Raw genomic sequence first — 24,785 nt, forward strand, 5'->3', positions numbered from 1 at the left:
AAGGAAAAGACCGATGCAGTAATCGGTCTTTTCTTTTTCGTATAATAAAGATAGGATATTGTATTTCCTACCACTATACAATTATTATAAGATAGTTATGCGTTAATTTTAATTTGTAAATAGTTTTATTGTCAGTTTTTTTAGAAATCTTACAAGCGTGTAAGATAAATGAAAGATGAATCAATATGAGCTGTAAGACAATTCATTTACACTCTGTTATGAGAAGTGCAAATGAAGGGAGAATATACATGGAAATTTTACATGCAAAAAGTATTAGTAAAGTATATAAAGGGAAAGTACCTTATAAAGCATTAGTTGATATTGATTTATCAATTCAAGAAGGTGAATTTGTAGGGATTATGGGGCCATCTGGTAGTGGGAAAACAACGTTATTAAATATGGTATCTACTATTGATTCACCATCGTCGGGCGAAATTTTAATTAATGGCATAAATCCTTTCCAATTATCATCAGAAGATTTAGCGTTATTCCGCAGAAAACAATTAGGATTTGTTTTTCAATCATTTAATCTTCTTAGCACACTTACTGTAAAAGAAAACATCGTATTGCCAATGACTTTAGATGGTGTTTCTGTGAAAGAAATGAACAAACGAGTGGAAGAAATTGCAGAGAAATTACATATTACGGATATATTGAGTAAAAGAACGTTTGAAATATCAGGAGGACAAGCGCAAAGAACAGCAATCGCTCGTGCAATTGTTCATAAACCGCAATTATTACTTGCAGATGAACCAACAGGGAATTTAGATTCTAAATCCTCAAATGATGTAATGGAGATGCTTGATACTCTTAATAAAGAAGAAAAAGCAACGATGATGTTAGTTACACATGATCCGTATGCTGCGAGTTTTTGCAGTAGAGTAATATTTATTAAAGATGGTCAACTATATAACGAAATTTATTGTGGTGAAAGCAGACAAACCTTTTATCAAAAGATTATGGATGTCCTTTCTTTGTTAGGAGGGAAAAGGCATGACTTTTCGTCAGTTCGCATTTAATAATATTTTTCGTAATAAGCGTACATATGCTGCCCATTTTTTAAGTAGTGCATTTTCTATTATGATTTTCTTTACGTATGCTCTTTTATTATTTCATCCTGATTTACAAGGTGAGTTGAAATCGACAAGTGCAACAATAAGTGCATTTGGTACATTGGGATTTTCAGTTTCGCAAGGATTGATTTTTGTATTTTCATTTTTCTTCATTTTATATTCAGTTAGTTCGTTTTTAAAAACACGTAAGAAAGAATTTGGCATTTTAATGATGCAAGGTATGTCAATGAGACAGCTTAAGAAATTATTATTAATTGAAAATATGTTGATTGGACTTGGTTCAATTTGTATAGGGATTTTCATTGGACTCATATTTTCTAAATTAGTCTTATTGATAAGTGCAAGTGTATTAATGATTAATAATGGTTTACCTTTTTATTTACCAGTGCAGGCTGTATTATTAACAGTTATCACATTTCTTTTCTTGTTTTTAATTGTTTCATTATTTACATTTAAAATGATAAAAGTAACGGAACTTGTGGAACTTATTCGAGCAGAGGAAAAGCCAAAACCTGAACCGAAATCTTCAGTTTTATTATCGCTACTTTCTTTAATTTGTATAGGTTATGGATATATTTCAGTATTTCGTTTTATCCCAAGTACTAATTTTATTACGCTTGGAATAGGTGTGCTCCTAGTAATTATAGGAACGTACTTTTTATATACACAGTGTAGCGTGTATATACTGCACCTTGCTAAAAGGAGAGAATCTTTCTTTTTAAAGAGAACAAATATATTGACATTTTCTGAATTAATTTACCGTATGAAAGATAATGCAACGATGTTTTTTATAGTATCTATTATTTCAGCAGTGGCATTTACAGCAATCGGTACAACAGCTGCCATTGGAAATAGGGATTTAGTATGGATGACAAATCCATATGCATTTCTGTATGAAAGCCCTGAAAATAACAAATTGGTAGATAAACATCTCTCAATGATAAAAAAACATCTCGCGGATGCAAATATTCCGTACCGGATGGCTTCATCTTCAAATAAATTTACAGAAAGTAACGTAAATGTATTGAAGTTAAGTGAATATAACGAACTTGCGAGAGCACTCGGGTATAAACAAGAAACGATTGAAAAAGACGATGAAATCTTACTAATCCCTGGAAGAGTGTCACAAAAACAAGAATTTAAAAATGGTAACTATAAAAAAAATATTGAAGTCATTCAAGGAGATTGGACAAACACATTTCGTGTGAAGAAAACTGTAGAGAATTTAGTTTTACCACATGATTCTAGTAGTATTTATATTGCTGTTCAAGATCATGTGTATGATGAAATTCCTCTGACGAGTAATCCAGAGGATGAAGATATTCAACATCGTACTTACGGATTTGTTGTAGATGATTGGATAAGAACGAAAGAGATTTCAAATCAATTAAAGAGTATATTCGATAAAGATCTTAGGGACAGAGAGTTCCACTTTGAAGCTTTAACATTAAGTTTGTTGGAAGCAAAGCAAAAGAATGGTTTATTACTTATGGTAAGTGTTTTAGTCGGGATTGTTTTCTTTACATTTGCTGCTAGTTTTATTTATTTCCGATTATATACTGATTTGAACCGTGATCAACAACAATATAAAATGATTTCGAAAATGGGATTAAGTAAACGAGAGTTAAAAAAAATCGTAACGAGACAGTTAGTATTAATGTTCTTCTTACCAATTATCATTGCAGTAATCCATACTGTAGTTGCGTATACAGCACTGCAACAATTAGTCAGTTTTTCTATTTTAAACAGCTCGATTTTTATTTTAATTTCATTTATATGTATGCAAGTTTTATATTTCTTTATCACTCGTTGGCGTTACCTACAAAAGCTTTATAAGACTATGGAGCAATAAAGGATACCAACTAATAAGATTACAGAAAAACATGTGAATAATAATATGAATTATGAAAGGAATCGTAATGAAAAGAACATTAACTATTTTTATGTTAACTATAATACTTTTAATAAGCTTTAGTGCATGCTCTAAAAAGGATAACTCATTTCCTGCAAATGGTTTGTTAATTATTGGGAATGGAAATAATATTTCACCAATTATTAATCGTTATCAGGAAATTACGAAAGAAAATGAAGTGTTTTCTGTGAAAAAAGGTGAAATTGGAAATGGGAAAGTCTTAATTTTAAATGAATCTACAGCACAAGCATTGATTAAAGAAAAACTTTTTCGAAAACAAGATAATGGCTCTGATCATATTATAGATACGTTACCGAAATTCCCAAAAGAAGGATCGCTATTATTTACAAATGAAGACGATAAGACTATGAAAAGTATTAAAATAGGAGGGGAAGAGATTCCTGTTACATACGATAGTGATGCTTGGATAGGTAACAATCGTAACTATTCAACGGAATGGTATATGATTGTAGCAAAAAATAGTGTGTATAAAGAAATAAAGGCAAATGAAATGAAAATGCATCTTCTTCATTTGGAAAAATCTCTAGGTGACAAAAAACCTAAAATGTCAACAGATAATACATTGATTAATGAAAATGTCAAAGTAAAAAAGTTAATTAAAGGTTTGGAAGGAGAAGTATCTTTTCAGTTTGTAACGATTGGCGAAAAACCTTAAAAAAGAGTTCGAAGTTGGTGGGAATTTCATCAGCTTCGAACTCTTTTTAGTTTATAGACCATTCATATAAAAAAGATTACATTACTTCATTTAATCTAGTCTCGTTTGTTTCCTCAATCGCATTTGTATTTTGAGCTTCTTTTTCTTTACGAACTTTTTGTAGCATTTCAAGGATGATCCATAAAGGAACACCTTTATCTTTTAACATCTTCCATAAATCTAATTCGTTAAATTTATGCTCAGGTTGTTTCATTTCCTTTTCAGATGAACTAATATCGAACTTGATTGGATTATTTGATTTTGTATCTTCAAGTTTACTAGAAGATATATTATTATGCTCATGTGTAGCAGGAGTTAATTTAGTAGATTGAGATAAGGTATGAGTATGTAAACCGATTTGCATATCGCTTTACCTCCTTTTCATGTAATGAAGATAATTTTTTTTATAATGTATTGATTGGTTTTACATGAGGAAACTATATTTAATTATAAATTCAAATAAACAGATTTACAAGTTGTATCGTAAAAAGTAAATGCTTACTTGAATTAATATTTATCAACATTTGTATATGTTTTCAATATATACAAGGAATATAAAATAATTTACATTATGTTTAAGTTATTAAAGCATGCTGTAAATTAAAAAATGTAAACGTTTTATTAGGGGGAGGAAGTATGGGGAAGTTATTTTTAAAAATATGTTTTTTTACATTGATGACTGTATGTTCATTCGCCACGAAAGTAATATACGCTGAAGAGAGTCAACAAAATAATTATCCGATCATATTAGTGAATGGATTTGCTGGGTGGGGTAGAGAGGAAATGTTAGGGGTTAAATATTGGGGTGGTGTTCATGATATACAAGAAGATTTAAAAAGAAGTGGTTATACAGTACATACTGCTGCTGTTGGACCTGTTTCTAGTAACTGGGATCGCGCATGTGAATTATATGCGCAAATTAATGGTGGTACAGTAGACTACGGTGCCGCACATGCTGAGAAACATGGACATAATCGTTTTGGGAGAACTTATAGTGGTTTTGCACCGAATTGGAGTGAAACAAATAAAGTTCATTTAGTTGGGCATAGTATGGGTGGACAAACGATTAGAACATTAGTACAGCTATTAAAAGAAGGTAATTTAGAAGAAAAAAATCATGTGAAAAATCATCCGAACACGAATATATCACCACTATTTGAGGGCGAGAAATCCTATGTTCATAGTGTGACAACATTAGCAACTCCTCACAATGGGACAACACTTGCTGATGGAAGCTTTCTGTTGCCGTTTGTAAAAGATTTACTCATTGCAGCTGCAAGTTTAGGAGGAAACAGTAATTTATCATTATATGATTTTAAATTGGATCAATGGGGGATAAAGAAGAATACTGGAGAGTCCTTTCTCCAATATACTGATCGTATTATAAATAGTTCACTTTGGAAAGATACAAAAGATATAAGTCAATGGGATTTAAGTACAGATGGTGCAAAGGAGCTTAATAATTGGGTAAAGACGCAATCAGATGTGTATTACTTATCCTATAGTGGACATGCATCACAAGCAGCACCTATAACAGGTTTACATCTACCTCATATAACGATGAATAAAGTGTTAATGGGCAATGCATTTTTCCTAGGTTCTTATGCGAGATATGAAGAAAATCGTCCATTCATTGATACTTCTTGGTGGCAAAATGACGGTGTAGTAAATACAAATTCTATGATTGCACCTTCTTATAATACTGCTGTAAATAATAAGGAGGCTTTACAGATTGGAAAATGGAATCATATCGAAACGAAAGCAAATTGGGACCATCTCGACATGGTAGGACTTAGTGTTTCAGACACGTTAGGTTTTTCTAGTATTCAAGAGTTTTATAGAACAATTGTAGAAAAGCTATCAAGATTACCGAAATAGGTAATAATAAAGCGCTCTCGATGGAATTCGAGGGCGCTTTATATTATATTGAAAGAGGGATATGGTAGAAAAATATGGGGGGATATTATGAAAATTAAAGTTGTATTATCAGGATATGGAACAGTAGGAAGAGAGTTTATAAAATTACTAAATGAAAAATATTCATATATATATGAAACATATGGTATAGAGTTAGTTTTAAGTGGCGTTTTAGGTAGAAATGTTGCAATACATAATGAAGATGGCTTATCTATTCATCACTTATTAAGGTATGGTGGCGGTAGCTCTGCAATTGAAGAATATATTGAACATCATCCGAAGGAACGAGCAACGGATAACATAAGTGGTACTGTACTGGTGGAATCGACTGTTACAAATCTTAAAGACGGAAATCCAGGAAAACAATATATAAAACAAGCGATTGAGAAACATATGGATATAGTAGCGATTTCAAAAGGCGCACTCGTTACAAACTGGAGAGAAATAAATGAAGAAGCAAAAATCGCAAATGTACGAATTCGATATAGTGGTGCAACTGCTGCCGCATTACCGACACTTGATATTGGGCAATTTAGTTTAGCTGGATGCCATATTGAAAAAATAGAAGGAATATTAAACGGAACTACAAATTATATTCTCTCGAAAATGAATGAGGAAGATATTACGTTTGAAGAAGCACTGAAAGAGGCGCAAAGTAAAGGAATTGCTGAGACGAACCCAATATTAGATGTAAGTGGTTCTGATAGTGCATGTAAATTGTTACTTTTAACAAACAGTTTAATGAGAACAGAAAATGCGCTTTCAGATATACATATAAAAGGAATTGAACATGTTACACAACAACAAATTCGAAATGCTAAGGAACATAATAAATATATTAAATTAATAGCTTCTGCATATAAGGATAAAGGTGGAAATGTTGCTCTTAATGTGGAACCGCGCGAAATAGATAAAGATCATCCGCTGGCAAAAGTACATGGGACAGAAAAAGGGATTACGTTCTTTACAGATACGATGGGGCAAGTTACTACAATTGGTGGTGCTTCTAATCCGCGCGGAGCCGCAGCAGCTGCTTTAAAAGATATAATTAACTTATATCGTAAAGATTTGTCACGTATTAACGGGTAGTAAAACTCCTGAGTGGTGAGAGTTAATAATAAATGTGCGGCATGAATCTCTCATTGATTTAAGCTGCACCCTATAAGACCGTACCGCCCTTTATAAAAAATACATATGTAGTGGACCTTTTGAGAATGTAATAAATATGCAAAAATGATTGCAGGGGGTAAGGAATTGTTTAAAGATTTTAAAGTTGTGAAAGATCGTCCTGTTTATATTCAATTGAAAGACTATTTAAAAAAGATGATTATGAAAGGGCATTTGCTCGGGGATCAAAAAATTCCTTCTACAAGGGAACTAAGTGAATTACTAAGTGTGAGCAGAAATACTGTGCTCGCTGCTTATGCAGATTTAGAGCAAGAAGGACTCATTTATGCAGTTAAAGGAAAAGGGAATTTTGTTGCGAAGGTTGATATTTCAAACACTTCGTCAGTTGAAATAGATTGGAAAAATAAACTTAATACGGTTACCTTATTAGCGGATGAATTAGATTTAATGAAACATGGTGTTCGCTGGGAAAAAGGAATGATTGTTTTTAACAGCATTGCTCCAGATGAAAAGCTATTTGATGTGGAAAATTTCAAAAGAGCTTTTCTTACTCGTATGTCCATTGAAGGTGATGTCGTATTAAACTACGGCTACGCAAAAGGTTATAGACCGTTAATGAACTATCTACTTCATTATATGGAAATGAAAGGTGTAGATATTTCAAATAAAGATATATTAATTACAAATGGATTTACAGAAGGATTAGACATTGTACTATCCTCGCTATCGAAAAAATCAGAGCGAGTTATTTGTGAGAATCCGACACATCATGCTGCGTTGAAGCTTTTCCGTTTACATGGACTTGAAGTTCATGGAATTAATATGAATGAAGATGGCATCGATACGTACGAAGTAGAAAAAAGTTTGTGTGAAAAGGATTTTGATTTCGCGTATTTAATTCCTTCTTATCATAATCCAACCGGTATTGTTACGAGTTCAGAGAAAAGAACAGAACTAATGAGATTATTTTCAAAATATAAAATTCCTATTATAGAAGATGGATTTAATGAAGAGCTACGTTATTCAGGTTCACATTTAGCCCCATTATTAACTTTTGCTGGCGCTGGTAATAATGTGATTTATATTAGTAGCTTTTCAAAGGTACTTTTCCCTGGTTTACGTGTAGGCTGGATCATTGCAGATAAAGAATTGATTCATCATTTAGAAAGTGTAAAAAGAGCAAGAACAATTCACACATCTACTTTAGATCAAGCTGTTCTTTTTCAATATTTACATGAAGGATATTTTGAAAAATATTTAAAAAAGGCAAGATCTGTTTATAAGAAAAAATATGAATTAGCTGTTAGGGCGTGTAACGAGTACATTCCGTTTCAAAGAATGACCGGTGATGGTGGACTTCATTTATTTATAGAGTTAGAAGAAAAAATTCATGCACGTATTCTTTTACAAAAGTGTTATGAGCAAGGGGTTACATTTTCTCCTGGAGATGTTTTTTATTCTGATGGAGGAGGAGCGACTACTTTTCGATTAGGATTTTCTCGTCTGAAAGAAGAAGAAATAGTTCGGGGAATCAAAATAATTGGTGATACAATAAAAAATGAAATTTGGAGTTGAGGAAATGAGAATTGGCGTTATTATGGGAGGAGTATCCTCTGAAAAACAAGTATCAATTATGACTGGAAACGAAATGATTGCAAATTTAGATAAAAATAAATATGAAATCGTACCAATTACGTTAAATGAAAAAATGGATTTAATCGAAAAAGCGAAAGACATTGATTTTGCGCTACTCGCATTACATGGAAAATACGGAGAAGATGGGACAGTTCAAGGAACGCTTGAAAGTTTAGGTATTCCTTATAGCGGCAGCAATATGTTATCTAGCGGTATATGTATGGACAAAAATATTTCGAAAAAGATTTTACGTTATGAAGGAATAGAAACGCCAGATTGGATTGAACTTACAAAAATGGAGGATCTTAATGTTGATGAATTAGATAAGTTAGGATTTCCGTTAGTAGTAAAACCAAACTCTGGTGGTTCAAGTGTTGGAGTAAAGATTGTCTACAATAAAGACGAATTAATTTCAATGCTGAAAACTGTGTTCGAATGGGATTCTGAAGTAGTAATAGAGAAATATATAAAAGGTGAAGAGATTACATGTTCCATTTTTGATGGGAAACAGTTACCTATCATTTCAATTCGGCATGCGGCTGAGTTCTTTGATTACAATGCGAAATATGATGATGCTAGTACAATTGAAGAAGTTATCGAACTTCCAGCTGAACTGAAGGAACGTGTAAACAAAGCGTCACTGGCTTGTTATAAAGCATTGAAATGTAGCGTTTATGCAAGGGTTGATATGATGGTGAAGGACGGTATTCCATATGTAATGGAGATTAATACATTACCAGGGATGACACAAGCAAGTTTACTACCAAAAAGTGCAGATGCAGCTGGTATTCATTATAGTAAACTATTAGATATGATTATTGAAACTTCATTGAGAGTAAGAAAAGAAGAAGGATTTTAAGTAGCAGTATCATGAATACTTTTGACAGTAACATGAAGTATGTTATGATGAATACAATACGAAAATTAAATATTTATCCACTAGGGGGGCCTATAATAGGCTGAGATCAAATGGAAATTTGAGACTCTTAGTACCTGATCTGGTTAATGCCAGCGTAGGGAAGTGGAAAAGACATTGCTATTTCATGAATAAACACTGTCAATTTCACTTTCTTTACGTCTGTAAAGAAAGTTTTTTTATTTTAAAGCGTTAATATCTGTGGATAAATACTTCTATTAAATAAATTACTTGGAGGGATTTAAATGACTTTTTCACAATCATTACGTAAAGAAGTAGATTCAATTTGGGAAGCTAGTTTTCATCATCCTTTTGTAAAAAAACTTGGTGAAGGAACTTTAGATTTAGCTAGTTTTCGCTATTATGTGCTTCAAGATTCATATTATTTGAGTCACTTTGCTAGAGTACAAACGTTAGGGGCTGCAAAAGCACAGGAATTAGAAACGACTGCTCGTATGGCACACCATGCTCAAAATACATATGAAGCAGAATTATCTTTACATGAGAATTTTGCGAAGAAACTAGGGATTACACAAGAAGAAAAAGATAATTTTATTCCTGCTCCAACTGCATACGCATATACTTCACATATGTATCGTGCTGCGTATGAAGGACATTTAGGTGATATCATTGCAGCCATTTTACCTTGCTATTGGTTGTATTATGAAATTGGTGAACGTTTAAAAGAGTGTCAGCCAGAAGAGCCAATTTATAACGAATGGATTTCTGCTTATGGATCTGATTGGTTCCGTACATTAGTTGAAGAGCAAATTACACGATTAGATACTATCGCTGAAAAGGTGACAGAGTCTGACCGTAAGCGAATGAAACAGCATTTTATTATTAGTAGTCAATATGAATATTCATTTTGGGAAATGGCTTATACATTAGAAAAGTGGCCGGTAAGTACAGAAGAGAAAAACGTAATAGGATAAAGAGAAGAGGTATTGCAAAAGGCGCATCAATCTAAGTGCGTCTTTTTTCAATTTATCCCGCTTTAATGGGCAGTAAGACCCCCACCTCAAAATTCAGCGAAAGCAAAGAAATTAGGTGGGGTTCGGGCTACCCATAAAAGTCCGATTGGTGAGGGCTAATAATCAGTGGGGGATGAAGAAAACCCCCGCTGATTAAAGCTTCAATTTATAACCCTATTTCTACTAAGATTTAACAAACAGAAATATAGGAAAGCGTCGAAAGGTTTAAAGTTAATAAACGGAGGTCATGAAAATGAATCAGTTTCAACAAGAATTACAAGCGTTAAGCCTTAATGATTACCAGTCTGGAAATGTTGTATATTGGGACCAGCAAAACCAATATACATATTATTATATTGAAGATGCTGCTCGTCGCTGTGGCGGCTATGGTGGATGTGGCGGTCGTTGCGGTGGATTCCGTTGTATTGGTTGCTTCGGTTGTTTTGGTTGTGGCGGCTGCGGAGGTTGCGGTGGATGTGGCAGTTGTGGTGGTTGTTCTAATTGTTTTGGTGGTTTTAGTGGTACTACTGATACAACTGGTACTATTGTAACGTATGAATATTGATAAGAGAAAAATGAATCCATTTATGAAGTATTATATAATTTTTATAAAAGAATATAATCAAAACACATGTTACACTCTTTAATTTTGGGACTTTATTTCAAATCAACAATCAAATGGCTTTTTATGTTCTATACTCTTGGGATTTATGTATGGATTACAGTTGGAAAATAATTCATAAAGTAGTTAACGGGCACCGTATGAAATTTAATGTTTTTGTTGTTGGCTTTTTTGGTACTTGGATAAAATGGTTGTTCTTATAAATTATCACTCTAGGAATCTACTCATTTTTGGTTTTCATTAAACTAAAAGACTGGAAAGTAATAAATACTACATTTCTCAATTAATAAACATGGGCTTTAAAATACCAGTCAATAACGATTGGTATTTTTATTTATGACATGAAAAACGAAAATATAGATAATAGCCCTTGCCCATCAAGTTAACAAATGTGAATACCCTCAGAATACAAATTCCGTAGATTTTGAAAGAAACCTTCTTGTTTTTTGTTCTGGAGAATATTCATTTCTTAATTTCATGGTTTTGAAGCGTTTATTTTACTTAAACTGTTGGATATGAGTACCCTCTAGTATAAATTTGACCATTGAAACAAGTGATTTTAACTATGTTAGGAGTGTTTCATACAGTACAATTTAATTTGTGTTACATAGCAAGAAAAATAATCAAAATTTAAAGTGAGAAAAAGAAGCACTAAAATGGCTTGCAATGGTAACTGGCTCAAAGTAGTATATGCAAACTGAAAAATCCCATATAAAAAGCAGACAACAATTTTGGTTGTCTGCCAGTTAGTCAATTGTGATAAACTGCTTTCCCATTACAAGAATAGTGAAGCTGCTAGTTCAAACCGCATGTAAGTATTCGTTTCGTTATTTTCAAAAATATACAGAGAAAGCAGATAAGTGAAGAACCTCCCTGCCTACTACTGTAATAAAAGAAAGAAGTACCAGCCGTGGATTAAGCGGCTTGAAAATAGTATGTATTGATTTTTGAAAAATATTCAAGGGGTGAAGGGAAATGGAATGGCCACAAAATGCAGTATATGAAATCACTCAGTTAATTAGTGAAGCGAAAGAGAAAAATTATGAGTAAATATAACAATAAAAAGGTTGAGCTAGATGGTTGTATCTATGATTCAGAAGCCGAGTTTAAATATTATGAGTTGTTAAAAGAAAAGCAAGGTGCAGGTGAAATACAGGAAATCGAATTGCAGCCATCGTTTGTTATTTTTGGTTTTAGAGCAGAGGAAAATAAAATAGCGGCTATGCAAAAAATAATGATGGAAATAAAGTTTAATACAATTTGAATTTTGTTAAGAAATATAAAATTTGTTTATGATGTATATTAATTTTTGAATATCGGATTTGCTTAGTAACAAAAAAGTCTCTCCAATCAGATTTGAAGAGACTTTTCTTTTACATTTCAAAACACTTTAGCTCCTATTAAATTAGGATTTAAGTTCTTTCTAAGATGTTTAAGGAGTACCGATAGTTACTGCCAGCAATGCAGCAATTCTATCTAAAGCTTCCTGTACTGTAGTAGGAGGAAGCGGAGCCCAGTTTGCTGGATTAATAGGTGTATAAGCTAAATCGAAAGCATCATCAACTCTAATTAAAGATGTATTTGTTCCTATAAGGTTTATTCGAGAACGAATAGGTAATGAATCAACTGTAGCTCTAACTCTTGTAATAACGTTATTAGCGCCGTTTACAAATAAATTTCCTGAATTAGGGCTGGGATTGAAGATTTTTTCTGTAATAGCAAAACTGGTTAAATTTAAGGGGTCAATTGGAATATGACCAGGTAGCACATTTATAATGACATTACCATTTATTCCTCCACCAACTAAATTGACTTGGGTATCTGTGGTTGCTTGCGAATTAATAGTAATAGTGCCACTAGAAACGAACGAAGCAAACATTGCCATGTTAATTCCATTTTGAGTATAACCAGCGGATAACATTGAATCACGGATATTGACTTGATTTACAGAGGTCGATAAAGCTGTGAATACAGGAGTAGGGGTTATATTAACGCTAACAAAGAATAATTTACCTGAAACACTTTGCGCTGTTTGAAAATTAAAATCAAGAGGCCCACTTAGTAATGTCAGATTAACAAACCCAGATCTAGGATCCTGGGAAAAGTTCAAATCAAACCAAGACGGATCATTTATATCGAAAGGAATTTGTAATCTAGTCAATAAAGTACTAGTTCCTACTAGTTGAACGTTAGCTTTTAAATGAATTAATGGTTCGATATAGTTGCCAGGTCCAATAGAGATAGCATAATATTTAAAGGATCCGGAAATGGTGCTATAGCATCTGTTATTGATGCCATTGCTGCAGTCACTGTTAAAAATGGTGCGCATTCAGAACCATCAGCAGTAGCATCATTACCAGCTTTGTTTACATAGACGATTTGAGTGAAAGTTGGTAGGGGTTCTATACATCCAGGTCCAGTAGGCCCAGTATCACTAGGAGGCCCAGTAAATCCAGTAGGCCCAGTAGGCAGTGTGAATGGTGGAATAGCTGGTAAGGTAGGTCCAAGTAAATCGGGATTTATTAAAGCAGAAGATAATAACTCGTCCATAATAATTTCACCTCTAATAAATTCGTATTACTAATAGTAAATGCAAGGATAGAGCAATGTGAACTGGACAAGCAGTTGTATTTTGAAAATTAAACAAAAGCGTTATTTTATAGTGATGCAAAAAGAGTACATATCGAATATGTACTCTTGAAAAAGGAAGTGTATATAATTGATGAAACACTATACTACAACATATGCTTGTCTCATTTAAAAGTGTAAGGAATATAACAAAATAGTTATTTGAATTAAAAAGAGCACCATTTGCCCTAACGGTGCTCTCGGACCAAGAACTATATTTTGTATTTTTATAGTCCGTATAAGTATATGGACTTTGCAAATAAATAGTGAATTTATTTTTACTAAAATTCTTATTATATGAAGAAGCCCTAGGATTAGGGGGCTAGGGCTTCAAGTCATGGTATATCTCACACGACATTATAAAAAGAAAAGAACGTACTGAAGATAACACATGAATGTTTCATAAATGTATCAAAAAAATGAACAAAAACGCAATTCTAATACAAAATGAGGAGATGAAAGGAAAGGAACCCTTTATAAGGATTCTTTTGGGGAATTAACCTAACACTCACAATCGTAATCACGGTAATATTTATCGCACGAATCATCCCTATTATTGCAGCAGATACAAAATGTTTTTTTGATCAATACTTCAATGAAATTAAGGGATTCGGTATTATTTGTGAGAGTAAGGCTTTGAAAATCTTCTACTTGGAATACTCTTGTTTCATTTGTAGCTAGAGTCACGATAATTGGTGTGGGAGATTTTCTTGTTTGAATAGTGACATCGATGGGGGAGACATCTTCGGGAACAGATATTTGAAGTAATGTTTTGTTGTGATTATTAGTGAAATCTTCAAAAACTCTTCTTGAAGTGTCAGGGGGTACGATAATAGTTAAAGGTGTATTTTCGGTTGGGGTAGTTTCTGAACCAGCTACGGTATGAGTTTCGATGAAACAGTTATCTTTTTGATAGTGAGAATTTGATTGTTCTTTATAATACTTGTTACGAGAATCATTTTGATTATTGCAACAGATACAAAATGTTTTTTGAATGAATATACCAATATTACTATTGATATTAGTGTTATTTGTGAGAGTGAGGCTATGGAAATCCTCTACTTGGAATACCCTGGTTTCACCTGCAACTATTGTTACATTAATCGGCAGACGAGAACTTCTTGTTCGGATAGTTACTTCAATTGGTTGGGAAGTACCGGGAATGCGAAGATCAAGTAATGTTTTATTGTGGTTATTGGTAAAATCTTCAAAAGCAGTTCTTGTAGTGTTAGCTGGTACGCTGAAATTTAAAGCTGTATTCGAACCAGTTATTGTATGGGTTTCGATAAAACAGTTGTCTTTTTGATAGTGAGAATAAGATTGTGTTTTGTAATGTTTTTTACCATCTTTATAAAAATAATCAGCCATACTTATGTCGCTCTCCTTTCTTTGAGATATCTGTATATTTTATTAAAAAAAGAATAGAGTGCTTGTACAAAATAATAAAATCCGCTCTCGTATTTAATTGAAAATGTAAGAGCACTTGGGAAAGTGCTCTGTAAAGACTATCCATTCTAAAAAGAAAAGAATATAAAATATTTTATAAAGTTTTTTTGATTTTGTGTGTATTCTTTGTACTAGTTTAATTTGATAATGTTTAATTCCAAAGCATTTATTCCATTATCGCATGTACGAATGTCTGTGTCGCCTACAAAGCTATTATTAATAAGTTGAAGTGTTGAATTGGCTGGGACTGATAAAATAGTGTCCCCAATGAGTTGAGCGCAATCTACATCCTCTGAATCTTGTATTAAAAGACCGAAAGTAGCTTTGAAATTTGGAATCAGACTGTTATTTAATAGTATAGAAATGGTAGGCGAATAAGGGAATGAAAGGGCTACAGTCAAGTTAATCGAGGAAATGAAGGAAATCCGATAATCCCCAGCTTGTGTGATATTAATTGTGGTTGGATTTAACAGAGAAATTCCCCCTACCATAGGGTCAGCCTGATTAAAAGAAAAAGGGGATTCGAAAGAGACTGTAATGATTTCTGTTTGCCAAAAAGTTCCGTAAGCTACTGATAGTGATCCAGTCGGCCCAGTCGGCCCGATAGGACCAGTAATACCAGTGGGTCCTGTGATACCCGTTGCTCCCGTAGGTCCGGTGTCACCAGTGGGTCCAGTTACACCAGTAAATCCTGTTGAACCAGTGAATCCAGTACTACCCGTAGGTCCGGTTGGCCCTGTTGTTCCTGTGAGACCTGTACTTCCGGTAGGTCCGGTGTTACCCGTAGCCCCAGTTGAACCAGTGGGACCTGTAGGGAATTGAAAGGGTTGAACAGGTGGAAGTGTAGGTCCGATAGAACCCGGATTAAATGCAGCGGAAGATAAAAACTCGTCCAATATAATTCACCTCTAAAAGTTCGTATTACTAATAGTAAATGCAATGATAAAGCAAAGTGAAATGGACAAGCGATTGTATATGTAAAATTTAATAAAATAGTTATTTGAAAATTAAAGAGTACCATCCAAGGTACTCTCGTCTAAACACTGATATTGAAAAAGAATACCGCATAATATCGTATGTATGCTTCTGAGGGGTGTGCGGATTTAATGTGAAATAGTTATTGGAATGAAATGAAGAGTAACCAATGGTTTATTAGTGAATATATAGTGAGTGGAGTCATAGTTGAGGGGACAGATTATGATGATTCCTAATATAAAAAGAGAGCCAGAAGGCCCTCTTTAATAGTTGTTGTATTCGTCAGGAAAAAGGAAATTTCCAAGCGTATTAATGTGTTAAAAATTTTGTGAACATGAAGTGCAAGGTCCACCAGTAGGTTGAAATACAACATTGTCAACAAAGGCTGTTGCGCCTTCACCACCTGTAGCAGTATTTTGGAAAGAAATACAAGCTATAGTCACAGTAGCGGGTATACACACAACAAGAACATAATGTTGGAAAAGAGATTGTGGTTGATTCATAACTGGTACAATATGTGGAATGTTTGATGGACCAAGAGTTGCAGGGGCTGGGGGACATGCTTGCCCAAGTTCTGGAAAAGATACAGAAGCTATAAGAAATGCACCATCCCTTACATCTGCAGCAAATGAAAATGTATAACAACAACCTTCGTCAACATCAACTGTTTGATTAATACTTCCACCTGGACCAATTGATGCAGCTAAGAGACTAAATGATCCATCTGGCAGAAAACGACCACTATGAACGTTTGGAAAACCTACTTCTGAAACAGAACCGGCTTGATTCCAACCTGGAACTGGATCTACTCCTATAGGTGGTATGTCAAATCCAGGGTTGTTAAGAACATTATTACATGGACAACATCCTACAGCAGTTGGCCCAGTCGCTCCGGTTGGCCCAGTTGGCCCAGTCGGTCCCGTCGCTCCAGTTGGTCCAGTTGGTCCAGTCGCTCCTGACGGTCCTCCTGGTGGCCCGGTTGGTCCAGTCGGCCCCGTCGGTCCAGTCGGCCCCGTCGGTCCAGTCGCTCCTGCTCCAGTTGGTCCAGTTGGCCCAGTCGGTCCAATTTGAGGTAGGGGTACAGGGGGGAGAAAACAATCACACGGAATGTGAAATTTCTTTTCAAATTTACTCATTTTTACACCATCCTTATCACTTATTCACCCACTTACACTCTACAACTTATGAAGTGGTTAACACACAAGTATAAGAAAAAAGCCCTTGAAAATTAAAAAAAATAAAAACGCAAGCCCTTATGTCACAAATATAAACCTATTCCATAATATGTAAGGAACATGGGTTCAATCCAAAAAGCGTTTAATATATAAGGGGACCGCTTCCTGAATCAATATAGTTGAACCTGTTGTTCCTGTTGCTCCTGTTGGTTCTGTTGGTAAAGTGAATGACGAGAAATAGGCGGGAGTGTTGAAGAAATTAAACCTGATTCAACAATAGCTCGACGTAAAATAATATTTTCTTCATTCACAACTTCACCTCTTACGATTGCTCGTCATAGGAGGTGAAGGTTGCAAAAAGCAAATCATGAAGCCGGCAAGCAATTATATAAAAGCGCAAGGATTATTGAGGGGAATAAAAGAACGTATCGAAGCGAACGGAAAATGCAAGAAGAATTATACAATTATAGTGGCTAGATAATATTCAATGGTGAATGGGTTGAAGTGGACAAGCATTTTTATTTTATAAATTAAACAAAAATTTCATTTTAATACAAAGGGGAATGGATATAGAGAATAACACAAAGCTTTTAGGTGATGACGGGATGTTAGGTATGGAGTTTAAGAATAGAACGCTTCGTGTTTATAACACAGAAGGCGAAGTGATGGAATTGCTTTCTACAGGAGTGCAGACTCAAGAAGTTATTGATTTTCTTGAAGAATGCAAAAAGGAAATGAAGTAAAAGTTCAATAGAGTAGATCGAACGGAGGGGAACCGTATCGTATGAATCAATTGTCATTTTTTGAAGACATCGATGAAAAGGAGATGCGTAGACTTGTGGTGAAGGAGCTGAAAAACTACAAAGCATTGTGTGTCCGGATGAAGAATCAAGAAGAACAGGCTCAAGTTGGGTGTGTTGTTCTTTTTCCTAAAATGAAAGGTGACGATAAGAATCATGAGGTACGTTTTAAACAAATTGAACGGACATTACATTATGCTCTTGATGAAGATCAGCGACAGATTATTGAGTTAAAGTATTTAGGGAATGAGAAAGTCAAAGATTCCTATGTTTATAACGAATTGATGATGAGACGTGATAATTTTTATGAGAATAAAAAAAATGCTATTCGGTTGATAGCTACAGCTTTGGGGATTATATAAACTTGGTTTTGAAGTAAAAGAAATGAAATTTTGCATTTTGCGCTATTAAAATAAATTGGTTAAGATGAGATTGTTCTGCTTTATTTTATTAATGCTATGTGTGAATGTATGGTATTGATTAGCCTTGCCATCAAAACAAGGCTAATCAATTGAATTGTTATTTGATATTAAATTATAAAAACGTGGGTGTGTAAAGTAAAGGCTATCTTTGGGGAATTAGATAACAAAGCCGCCGCCTGGCAAACTGCCAACGCCTATCCAACCACCGCCACCACCAGGGAAAAAACCGCCACCAGGGAAACCGCCACCAGGCCAACCACCGCCACTAGGGAAACCACCACCAGGCCAACCACCGCCACTAGGGAAACCACCACCAGGCCAACCACTGCCACTAGGGAAACCACCACCAGGCCAACCGCCACCGCCACCGATGCCAGGTGAAGCTGTAGATATTTGATGTATATCGACTAATTGTATACTCCCATTTTGAAGCTGGATTTTAGCTGTGCTAGGGGGGATTATCTGAATTAAAGTTCCTGAAATCGGAGGGGATCCGGGTATAGTAACAGTAATTTGCATTCCTGGGGAGAATTGACTAGCGAAACCCCCAGGATGCATAGTCAGCTGTGGTATAGCTCTATCAAAACTAAACATATAAATAACATCCCTTCTTGTAATAAAATTGTACTGTATAAAGTATTGGCAATTTGTATTTAAGGTGCCTGGACATAAGAGGGGCTTATCAAGAAATAGTTGTTTGTAGGAAGTCATTTTTGAGTGTTTTAGCCCAAGGGTTATGAGTTAATAAGGAGAGTTAAATGATAAAATCGGGAACAAATTTGGGGACATTTTCGGGGGTTTTTCAAAGTGAAGTCAATATTACGCTATACCTATACAGTTCTTTGAAAAAAGAATAGTGTGGGGATAGCGTGCCCCTTTATCAAAACGTTACTCGGTCGGAATGGACGGAGAATGAAAAGACCAATTACATGTATATATTCAGCCACGGTGCATTTGTATCGTGGCTTTTGTGTTTCTTATTGAGCCTTGTAAATTTGCTAGGTTGATTGGTGATACAAAATGTTTTTTCATAAAATTCCCCAAAACGTCATTTTCAATTTGTACGATTTATGTGTCGGGTGGTAAAGTTATCTCATAGGAGTCCAGGAACCTAGACATAATTGGATATACATAATAAAAGGGGAAGTAACGATGAGTGATAAAGTATAAGGAAAAATTAAATGTAAAGAATGTAATAAGGAAATAGGATGGTACTGTATTTATGGGAATCCTATTAAATCGAGATTATGAAGTAAATTTGCTTGATGAAAACAAAGTAGGTGCAAAATTATTTAGTAGGAAATCTCAACCGAAACCTCATGAATACGGTTTGTACTGCCCTGAAGATGACTGTGGGGTATATAATATATTCTCGTATTCAGAAGAAGATTTAATTAGTAAAGGAGCGAGAAGATGAACCAATAAACGAGATTATTCCCTCAGGCTCACAATAGATACATCCACCGTTACCGTTTCGCACAGTATCATCCGAACCTCCAGTATCATCGTTAATTAACTCCCCACAAAGATATCCATAAGAAGGATAAACATCACCATCACACGTATCTTGGTAATTCTGAACAGCTATAGTTACAGTTTGCGGTTCGTCTGTTTGATTAAGTGCAGAAACTTGAATAAAATCAGCGGCAGCATTACGGAATAAAGGACCTGATGATAACGTTTGATTGCGAAGTTCACAATGACAATCGCACTTTTTACGTTTCTTACGATAGCACTTATGTGAACGGTCGTAATAATAGTTTGACATATTAAGTACGTACCTCCTTTTTAGTATATGCTATGCGAAGAGTAGGAGGGGGAGATTCGACAGTAATCTATGGCTGTTTAGGAGAAATGTAAGACGTAAATAGAAAAGACCATCTCATTTAGAGACAGTCTTTTTAATTACTATAATCTAGTATTTATCAGCCCAAAAGACATATTCTTTGCCTTTAAGCTGGCACTGAAAAACTTACCAATGTTTCTTTCTGCAATGGCAACAAATAAAGAAACAATTACAACGACACTTATTTCGCTTAAACTTCCAATCATCATTACAATGGTGTTTTTCTTTAGATTTCCACCAATCATTATCACAATGGTGTTTTTCTTTAGATTTCCACCAATCATCATCACAATGGTGTTTTTCTTTGGATTCCCACCAATCGTCACAACATTGCTTTTTCTTAGAACTCCAGCAATCATTATTCCAGGACATTCTTTTATACCTCCCTTCGATTAGGGTTCATATTATTCTATGTTTTAGTAAAAAGAATGCTTGTTTATTAACCTACTATTTTATTTTTATTTGATAGTGAGCTTTGTATTAGATGTAGAATTTATACAAACTATGCTAAATTTAAGAGATAGTAGAGGGAACTACTTGTTGTGGCATTGATCAACAAAAAATAGTTGAAGAAAAATATTCTCATTTTAAATAATATTTTCTCTTGGGGTACGCTTTTTAGGCGTATATTTCACAATAGCGAAGGAAAAACATACAATATAATTGCAAATGAAGCCTATGTGTATGTGAAGTAGAAAAGAGTGTCTGCTCAACTATGAGTAGACCACTTTTTTATTTTATCCAATATTTTCATAAGAATGGCTTTAGCTGGAGCGATAGGAAATAGTATATTTTTCATTTGAAAATGTATTATAGAAACACGGAGGGACAATAAAGGTGTTTAAAAATGTCAGTCATTTTATTCGGTTAAAGGGCCATTTTCTTGAATAATAGAAAGGAATATTCATAAGTAAATCGAAGTTAATTCAGAAGCTGTTATTTAGTATAGCATCGGGACGTACTACTCAACATTAAGGAGGAAATCGATTATGAGTGACACACAGACATTACGAGGATTAACCACAGTCAGTTTTTGGGCGGATGATCTAGCAGCGGCAAAGAAGTGGTACGCCGAACTGTTGGGCATCGAACCTTACTTTGAACGTCTAGGATATATCGAGTTTCGGCTTGGCGATTACCAGCATGAGTTGGGGCTGATTGATAGCTGCTATGCGCCCGATGGTTCAGCGACCGGACCGGCCGGTGCTGTAGTGTACTGGCACGTCGATAATGTAACAGCAACTTTCAAAAATCTGCTGTCTATGGGAGCGATAGAATACGAGGCACCCACAGAGCGTGGCGAGGGTTTTATTACTGCTTCCGTGGTCGATCCCTTTGGGAACATCCTAGGGATTATGTACAATCAGCATTATTTAGAGGTTCTGGGTTCGACTAGAAAAACGTAACTTCACAGTTCACCGAGGCTTGGTAAGTTGCACTGTGGAGGATAGCGATTATTTATGCAGATATGCAGTAACTGCTGTCTCGAGTTATGTGATGCTTACCACAATTGTTCGAAATTCTGCTACTACTCTGGAGACGAAAAGAACAAGAAAATTGAAAAGGGTTTCACGAGGTAATAGTAAAGGACTATTTTAGAATAGAGCACGTTTGTACAATAACACTTAGATTTAAACAACTTTATTGTTGTATTTTTAAGTATAGTAAAGGATTTCACATCAAAAATTAAAAGACTTTATTTTAACCCCTTCTTAAAGTCAGAACGGGGTTATACGTGTTTTAGATTTTAAAATTAAATAACGTGATTGTCATTTTACAATTATTTCAAAGTAACATATTTTTCACTTTTATGAATGTAGTAATAAAAGTGGGATAAAAATATAAAAAATAGGTGTATCAACACTTTGCTTGATACACCTTAAAACTACATTGTTAAACAACATATGTCGTAGTGTATTAATACTTACATTTCTTTATTTATTCTAAATTCAGTAGTACATATTCAAGCTAATCCTTTTATAGAATCGGCTTGCTTAATAATTACGGTTTCATCATGTTAATAAGAGCATCACCATCTATTAACTCAATATTTTTATTCGCAGCGTATTGCCTTGCGTTCTTATTAAATTTACTAAGTGTAACAAAGTATCCTCCAACTGCATCACCATCAATAATAGCACTATGTAACTTTTGAATGTACGGTCTTCCAATAGATTCCTTTGTATATCTTTTCACTTCAACAAATTTCACTTCATCGTCTTTCCAAAGGATAATGTCTTTTCCGCCATCATTAGAGCCAGGTGTAACTTGTGCTCGATATCCAAGAGAATTAAATAAGTCAGCGATTAAGTATTCAAATTTTCGTGGATCCATTTTCTCAAGATATTCATGATTAGCCTGCTCTCTCAATTGGTTCATACGAATTTCCTCTTCTGAGACTTGTGGTGCTTTAAGGATTATTCCTAATCCAAAAACAATGACTAATGAAAGGATAGCCCAAATCATACAATTCACCTCAGTATGAGTATGTCCTAAATGAGATTAATTAAAATTCTTGTAGTCACTAATTTTGTTTTATGCTAAAATCCATTGAGTATTTATTATTAATAATTATATTGGAGGATTTATGAGCAATCAGAACGACAACAAGACAAGCGGTGTTAAAGCAGTCCCAGTAATAATTTTAGGATTATTCCTACCAATCTTTCTTCCGGCTTTATTAATGTTGGGGCTAGGGAAATGGATGCCGAATGAAATTCAATATTCAGGAACAATGTCATTATTCATTTTATCTATTGAAATGTTTATAATAGCGGCTCTTTTTACGAAGATTTTAAGTTTGGTTGGCTTGTCTGAAAAGAAGTTAGATGAGTTAGGCTTTTTAGGGTTTACAATATCAATGGTTACTTCATTTTTAGCAATATACGTAGGGTATTTTTGGATGACCAAAAGTGGTTTATCATCAGTTGAATTAACGTCGAAAGGTATCTTAGTTATTGCTATTGTTGCAACAATTATTTTGGCACTTTTATTAAAATTGTTAGAAAGAATGGATGAAAATGAAGTGAAACAGTGAAAAAGACGGTGAATACCGTCTTTTTTTATTTTATATCTTCTTCAATCCAAATTTCTTCTAATTTCATTTCCAGTGCATGAGCAATACGATATGCAACAGGTAAGGTTGGAAGTCCACCTTTTAATAAGTTCGTCATTGCAGAATTACTTATATTAGCTTTCTTTGCAATATATCCATATTTAATGCCTTTTTCATCAAGGATTTGTTTTAATTGGCTTCGCATAATTTCCACATCCATTTTAAATTTTTGCTAGTCCATATAAATATTTTGAGAATGGACAGGCAAAATCCTTCTTTCTAGGTCATATACCTATATCAAGACCACGAGGAATACCAAGTGGAATCAAGTACATCAAGAGGGGAGAGGGCGCGTATGCGTTGGCAATATTCACATTTGAATGAAACGCCTTACCTGTATCCATCAAAAGATTTGAGAAATATGTATAGAGGTGCTAGGGGTAAAAAAGAAACAAACGCAATTGTAGACCACAGGGAAAGATATGAAGTTTTTAATAATTATGAATACAAAGGATATTAACGTTTATCAAGCGATATAATGGATGATTTATATGAAGATGAGGATGAAGTGCTAGAGTTGGGAGATGTAATTAATGAGTATCAGCCAGTTATGACATCTAAGGGATTACAACTCATTCGAAAAGAGGGATTCAAATGACAATCGTAGGAGAAGCGGTAGTAAGGCTTATTATGACATTAGTATGGTTATACTTGGAGATCCTTCGTCTGGTTTCTTACATTATGAAAAACAAAGACTAAAAAACATCCTGTATGTTTCAAACATGCAGGATGTTTTTGTGAAGGTTTGTGTAATAGAAGAAATATAAAAAAGTGCTAACACCTATACAGAATAGACATAAATAATCGTGTCTTATTTGAAAATAGCTTTAATCAGTTAAATTACACTTATAAGCAATGCTTATAAAAATAGTCTTAAGATCAAGAGTTTAACCATCCAGATATTTTATTACTATTGAGTCAAAAACGGGGCATGATATTGATTTCTACTCAATTAATAAACGTTTAAAAGAGCGTCAGCCAGAAGAGCTAATTTATTAAGTATGGATTTCTGCATATGGATCTGATTGGTTCCGTACATTAGTTGAAGAGCAAATTACACGTTTAGATACTATCGCTGAAAAGGTGACAGATTCTGACCGTAAGTGAATGAAACAGCATTTTATTATTAGTAGTCAAGATAAATATTCATTTTGGGAAATGGCTTATACGTTAGAACAGTGGTCAGTAAATATAGAAGTAAAAGAATGTAATAGTGTAAAGAAAAGAGGTATTTCGATACATATGTATCGAAATACCTCTTTTATAATCTTTTGTAAAATTATTGTAAATCACAAATACAATACGCAACTAATATTGTATAATCTTAATGTAATATATTTGTGATGTATAAGGAGGGCTATGTATGATAATTTCATTTAACTTTTATCAGAGTCATGCCATAAATATGTGAGTCGGATAAGCGGTATTTGCTTTTCTTTTAAATAATTACATTATGTGATGATACTTTAGTTTTTTTGAGATCAAG

At 34.2% G+C, this 24,785-nt stretch carries 26 protein-coding genes, 5 pseudogenes and 1 riboswitch; of the genes and pseudogenes, 19 read left to right on the forward strand and 12 right to left on the reverse strand.

Annotated features, from left to right (window positions below; all coding sequences use genetic code 11):
* Window positions 1-248: 248 nt before the first annotated feature.
* The 3 genes from FS742_RS05085 to FS742_RS05095 all read left to right on the forward strand — a co-directional run bounded on the left by FS742_RS05085 (window position 249) and on the right by FS742_RS05095 (window position 3,661).
* On the forward strand, window positions 249-1,019 hold the full coding sequence (locus FS742_RS05085) for an ABC transporter ATP-binding protein (RefSeq protein ID WP_063536430.1): 771 nt from the start codon (window positions 249-251) through the stop codon (window positions 1,017-1,019).
* A complete protein-coding gene (locus FS742_RS05090) occupies window positions 994-2,925 on the forward strand; it encodes an ABC transporter permease (protein ID WP_144611455.1) in 1,932 nt (643 codons plus the stop codon). Before FS742_RS05085 ends, FS742_RS05090 begins: the two co-directional genes overlap by 26 nt.
* A 67-nt stretch (window positions 2,926-2,992) precedes the next feature.
* Window positions 2,993-3,661 carry a lipoprotein BA_5634 family protein gene (locus FS742_RS05095; RefSeq protein ID WP_144611456.1) on the forward strand — a complete coding sequence of 223 codons (669 nt, stop codon included), beginning with the start codon at window positions 2,993-2,995 and terminating at the stop codon, window positions 3,659-3,661.
* A 76-nt stretch (window positions 3,662-3,737) separates the two neighbouring features.
* On the opposite strand, the gene FS742_RS05100 is transcribed toward FS742_RS05095, so the two are convergent.
* The gene (locus tag FS742_RS05100; RefSeq protein WP_144611457.1) at window positions 3,738-4,064 is read right to left on the reverse strand and encodes a DUF3914 domain-containing protein; all 327 of its coding nucleotides are present in this window, start codon (window positions 4,062-4,064) and stop codon (window positions 3,738-3,740) included.
* Window positions 4,065-4,336: 272 nt separating this feature from the next.
* Between FS742_RS05100 and FS742_RS05105 the strand changes: the two genes are divergently transcribed.
* From FS742_RS05105 to FS742_RS05140, 7 genes are all read left to right on the forward strand, one after another.
* Window positions 4,337-5,578 (forward strand): esterase/lipase family protein, encoded by a 1,242-nt coding sequence (locus tag FS742_RS05105; protein WP_144611458.1) that lies wholly within the window; start codon window positions 4,337-4,339, stop codon window positions 5,576-5,578.
* Between the two features lie 87 nt (window positions 5,579-5,665).
* Window positions 5,666-6,706, forward strand: coding sequence for a homoserine dehydrogenase (locus FS742_RS05110; protein ID WP_186327146.1), 1,041 nt, complete (start codon window positions 5,666-5,668; stop codon window positions 6,704-6,706).
* 165 nt (window positions 6,707-6,871) lie between these two features.
* Window positions 6,872-8,320 (forward strand): MocR-like pyridoxine biosynthesis transcription factor PdxR, encoded by a 1,449-nt coding sequence (gene pdxR, locus FS742_RS05115; protein ID WP_144611460.1) that lies wholly within the window; start codon window positions 6,872-6,874, stop codon window positions 8,318-8,320.
* Between the two features lie 4 nt (window positions 8,321-8,324).
* A complete protein-coding gene (gene ddlB / locus FS742_RS05120) occupies window positions 8,325-9,239 on the forward strand; it encodes a D-alanine--D-alanine ligase (RefSeq protein ID WP_144611461.1) in 915 nt (304 codons plus the stop codon).
* A 72-nt stretch (window positions 9,240-9,311) separates the two neighbouring features.
* Window positions 9,312-9,417: riboswitch (TPP riboswitch) on the forward strand.
* Between the two features lie 124 nt (window positions 9,418-9,541).
* Entirely contained in the window at window positions 9,542-10,231 is a 690-nt protein-coding gene (tenA, locus tag FS742_RS05125) for a thiaminase II (RefSeq protein WP_144611462.1), read from the forward strand.
* Window positions 10,232-10,523: 292 nt separating this feature from the next.
* Window positions 10,524-10,835 (forward strand): heterocycloanthracin/sonorensin family bacteriocin, encoded by a 312-nt coding sequence (locus FS742_RS05130; RefSeq protein ID WP_144611463.1) that lies wholly within the window; start codon window positions 10,524-10,526, stop codon window positions 10,833-10,835.
* 1,099 nt (window positions 10,836-11,934) lie between these two features.
* On the forward strand, window positions 11,935-12,156 hold the full coding sequence (locus FS742_RS05140) for a DUF1064 domain-containing protein (RefSeq protein WP_098520626.1): 222 nt from the start codon (window positions 11,935-11,937) through the stop codon (window positions 12,154-12,156).
* Between the two features lie 168 nt (window positions 12,157-12,324).
* Here the strand turns inward: FS742_RS05140 and FS742_RS05145 are convergent.
* From FS742_RS05145 to FS742_RS27480, 6 genes and pseudogenes are all read right to left on the reverse strand, one after another.
* Window positions 12,325-13,367 (reverse strand): annotated as a pseudogene (locus FS742_RS05145) (hypothetical protein); the annotation flags it as partial.
* Window positions 13,368-13,382: 15 nt separating this feature from the next.
* Window positions 13,383-13,442, reverse strand: a pseudogene (locus FS742_RS28255) (exosporium leader peptide-containing protein); the annotation flags it as partial.
* Between the two features lie 579 nt (window positions 13,443-14,021).
* The gene (locus FS742_RS05150) at window positions 14,022-14,888 is read right to left on the reverse strand and encodes an exosporium protein D (protein WP_098520628.1); all 867 of its coding nucleotides are present in this window, start codon (window positions 14,886-14,888) and stop codon (window positions 14,022-14,024) included.
* 209 nt (window positions 14,889-15,097) lie between these two features.
* On the reverse strand, window positions 15,098-15,862 hold the full coding sequence (locus FS742_RS05155; RefSeq protein ID WP_144611464.1) for an exosporium leader peptide-containing protein: 765 nt from the start codon (window positions 15,860-15,862) through the stop codon (window positions 15,098-15,100).
* A 396-nt stretch (window positions 15,863-16,258) separates the two neighbouring features.
* Entirely contained in the window at window positions 16,259-17,077 is an 819-nt protein-coding gene (locus FS742_RS05160; RefSeq protein WP_144611465.1) for a collagen-like protein, read from the reverse strand.
* A 209-nt stretch (window positions 17,078-17,286) separates the two neighbouring features.
* A complete protein-coding gene (locus FS742_RS27480) occupies window positions 17,287-17,427 on the reverse strand; it encodes a hypothetical protein (RefSeq protein WP_186327147.1) in 141 nt (46 codons plus the stop codon).
* A 40-nt stretch (window positions 17,428-17,467) separates the two neighbouring features.
* On the opposite strand from FS742_RS27480, the gene FS742_RS27900 reads away from it, so the two are divergent.
* The 3 genes from FS742_RS27900 (at window position 17,468) to FS742_RS05170 (ending at window position 18,278) form a co-directional block, all read left to right on the forward strand.
* Complete coding sequence (locus tag FS742_RS27900; protein WP_260869620.1) at window positions 17,468-17,593, forward strand: hypothetical protein; 126 nt, start codon at window positions 17,468-17,470, stop codon at window positions 17,591-17,593.
* A gap of 86 nt (window positions 17,594-17,679) precedes the next feature.
* Window positions 17,680-17,859, forward strand: a complete 180-nt coding sequence (locus FS742_RS05165; protein ID WP_144611466.1) for a hypothetical protein — start codon at window positions 17,680-17,682, stop codon at window positions 17,857-17,859.
* A 41-nt stretch (window positions 17,860-17,900) separates the two neighbouring features.
* Entirely contained in the window at window positions 17,901-18,278 is a 378-nt protein-coding gene (locus tag FS742_RS05170) for an ArpU family phage packaging/lysis transcriptional regulator (RefSeq protein WP_144611467.1), read from the forward strand.
* Between the two features lie 216 nt (window positions 18,279-18,494).
* Here the strand turns inward: FS742_RS05170 and FS742_RS27485 are convergent, their stop codons facing one another.
* Window positions 18,495-18,932 (reverse strand): hypothetical protein, encoded by a 438-nt coding sequence (locus tag FS742_RS27485; protein ID WP_186327148.1) that lies wholly within the window; start codon window positions 18,930-18,932, stop codon window positions 18,495-18,497.
* A gap of 628 nt (window positions 18,933-19,560) precedes the next feature.
* Here FS742_RS27485 and FS742_RS05180 point away from each other — a divergent pair.
* Complete coding sequence (locus FS742_RS05180) at window positions 19,561-19,755, forward strand: hypothetical protein (protein ID WP_098520631.1); 195 nt, start codon at window positions 19,561-19,563, stop codon at window positions 19,753-19,755.
* Here FS742_RS05180 and FS742_RS05185 read toward each other — a convergent pair.
* Both FS742_RS05185 and FS742_RS05190 read right to left on the reverse strand, forming a co-directional pair.
* Window positions 19,729-20,106 carry a hypothetical protein gene (locus FS742_RS05185; protein WP_260869621.1) on the reverse strand — a complete coding sequence of 126 codons (378 nt, stop codon included), beginning with the start codon at window positions 20,104-20,106 and terminating at the stop codon, window positions 19,729-19,731. The genes FS742_RS05180 and FS742_RS05185 overlap by 27 nt on opposite strands.
* Window positions 20,107-20,246: 140 nt before the next feature.
* Window positions 20,247-20,543, reverse strand: a complete 297-nt coding sequence (locus tag FS742_RS05190) for a hypothetical protein (RefSeq protein ID WP_186327149.1) — start codon at window positions 20,541-20,543, stop codon at window positions 20,247-20,249.
* Between the two features lie 630 nt (window positions 20,544-21,173).
* Between FS742_RS05190 and FS742_RS05195 the strand changes: the two genes are divergently transcribed.
* Entirely contained in the window at window positions 21,174-21,590 is a 417-nt protein-coding gene (locus FS742_RS05195) for a VOC family protein (protein WP_144611469.1), read from the forward strand.
* A 595-nt stretch (window positions 21,591-22,185) separates the two neighbouring features.
* On the opposite strand, the gene FS742_RS05200 is transcribed toward FS742_RS05195, so the two are convergent.
* Entirely contained in the window at window positions 22,186-22,650 is a 465-nt protein-coding gene (locus tag FS742_RS05200) for a restriction endonuclease (RefSeq protein WP_098520633.1), read from the reverse strand.
* Window positions 22,651-22,771: 121 nt separating this feature from the next.
* Between FS742_RS05200 and FS742_RS05205 the strand changes: the two genes are divergently transcribed.
* Window positions 22,772-23,221 (forward strand): epimerase, encoded by a 450-nt coding sequence (locus FS742_RS05205; RefSeq protein ID WP_144611470.1) that lies wholly within the window; start codon window positions 22,772-22,774, stop codon window positions 23,219-23,221.
* A gap of 25 nt (window positions 23,222-23,246) precedes the next feature.
* On the opposite strand, the gene FS742_RS05210 is transcribed toward FS742_RS05205, so the two are convergent.
* Window positions 23,247-23,444 carry a helix-turn-helix transcriptional regulator gene (locus tag FS742_RS05210; protein WP_144611471.1) on the reverse strand — a complete coding sequence of 66 codons (198 nt, stop codon included), beginning with the start codon at window positions 23,442-23,444 and terminating at the stop codon, window positions 23,247-23,249.
* Window positions 23,445-23,594: 150 nt separating this feature from the next.
* Between FS742_RS05210 and FS742_RS05215 the strand changes: the two are divergent.
* The 3 pseudogenes from FS742_RS05215 to FS742_RS27905 all read left to right on the forward strand — a co-directional run.
* A pseudogene (locus FS742_RS05215) lies at window positions 23,595-23,897 on the forward strand (hypothetical protein).
* A gap of 14 nt (window positions 23,898-23,911) precedes the next feature.
* A pseudogene (locus FS742_RS28345) lies at window positions 23,912-23,998 on the forward strand (Bax inhibitor-1/YccA family protein); the annotation flags it as partial.
* A gap of 243 nt (window positions 23,999-24,241) precedes the next feature.
* Window positions 24,242-24,505, forward strand: a pseudogene (locus FS742_RS27905) (thiaminase II/PqqC family protein); the annotation flags it as partial.
* Window positions 24,506-24,785: the final 280 nt, after the last annotated feature.

The sequence above is a fragment of the Bacillus cereus genome, assembly GCF_007678085.1.
Taxonomy (GTDB): domain Bacteria; phylum Bacillota; class Bacilli; order Bacillales; family Bacillaceae_G; genus Bacillus_A; species Bacillus_A cereus_BE.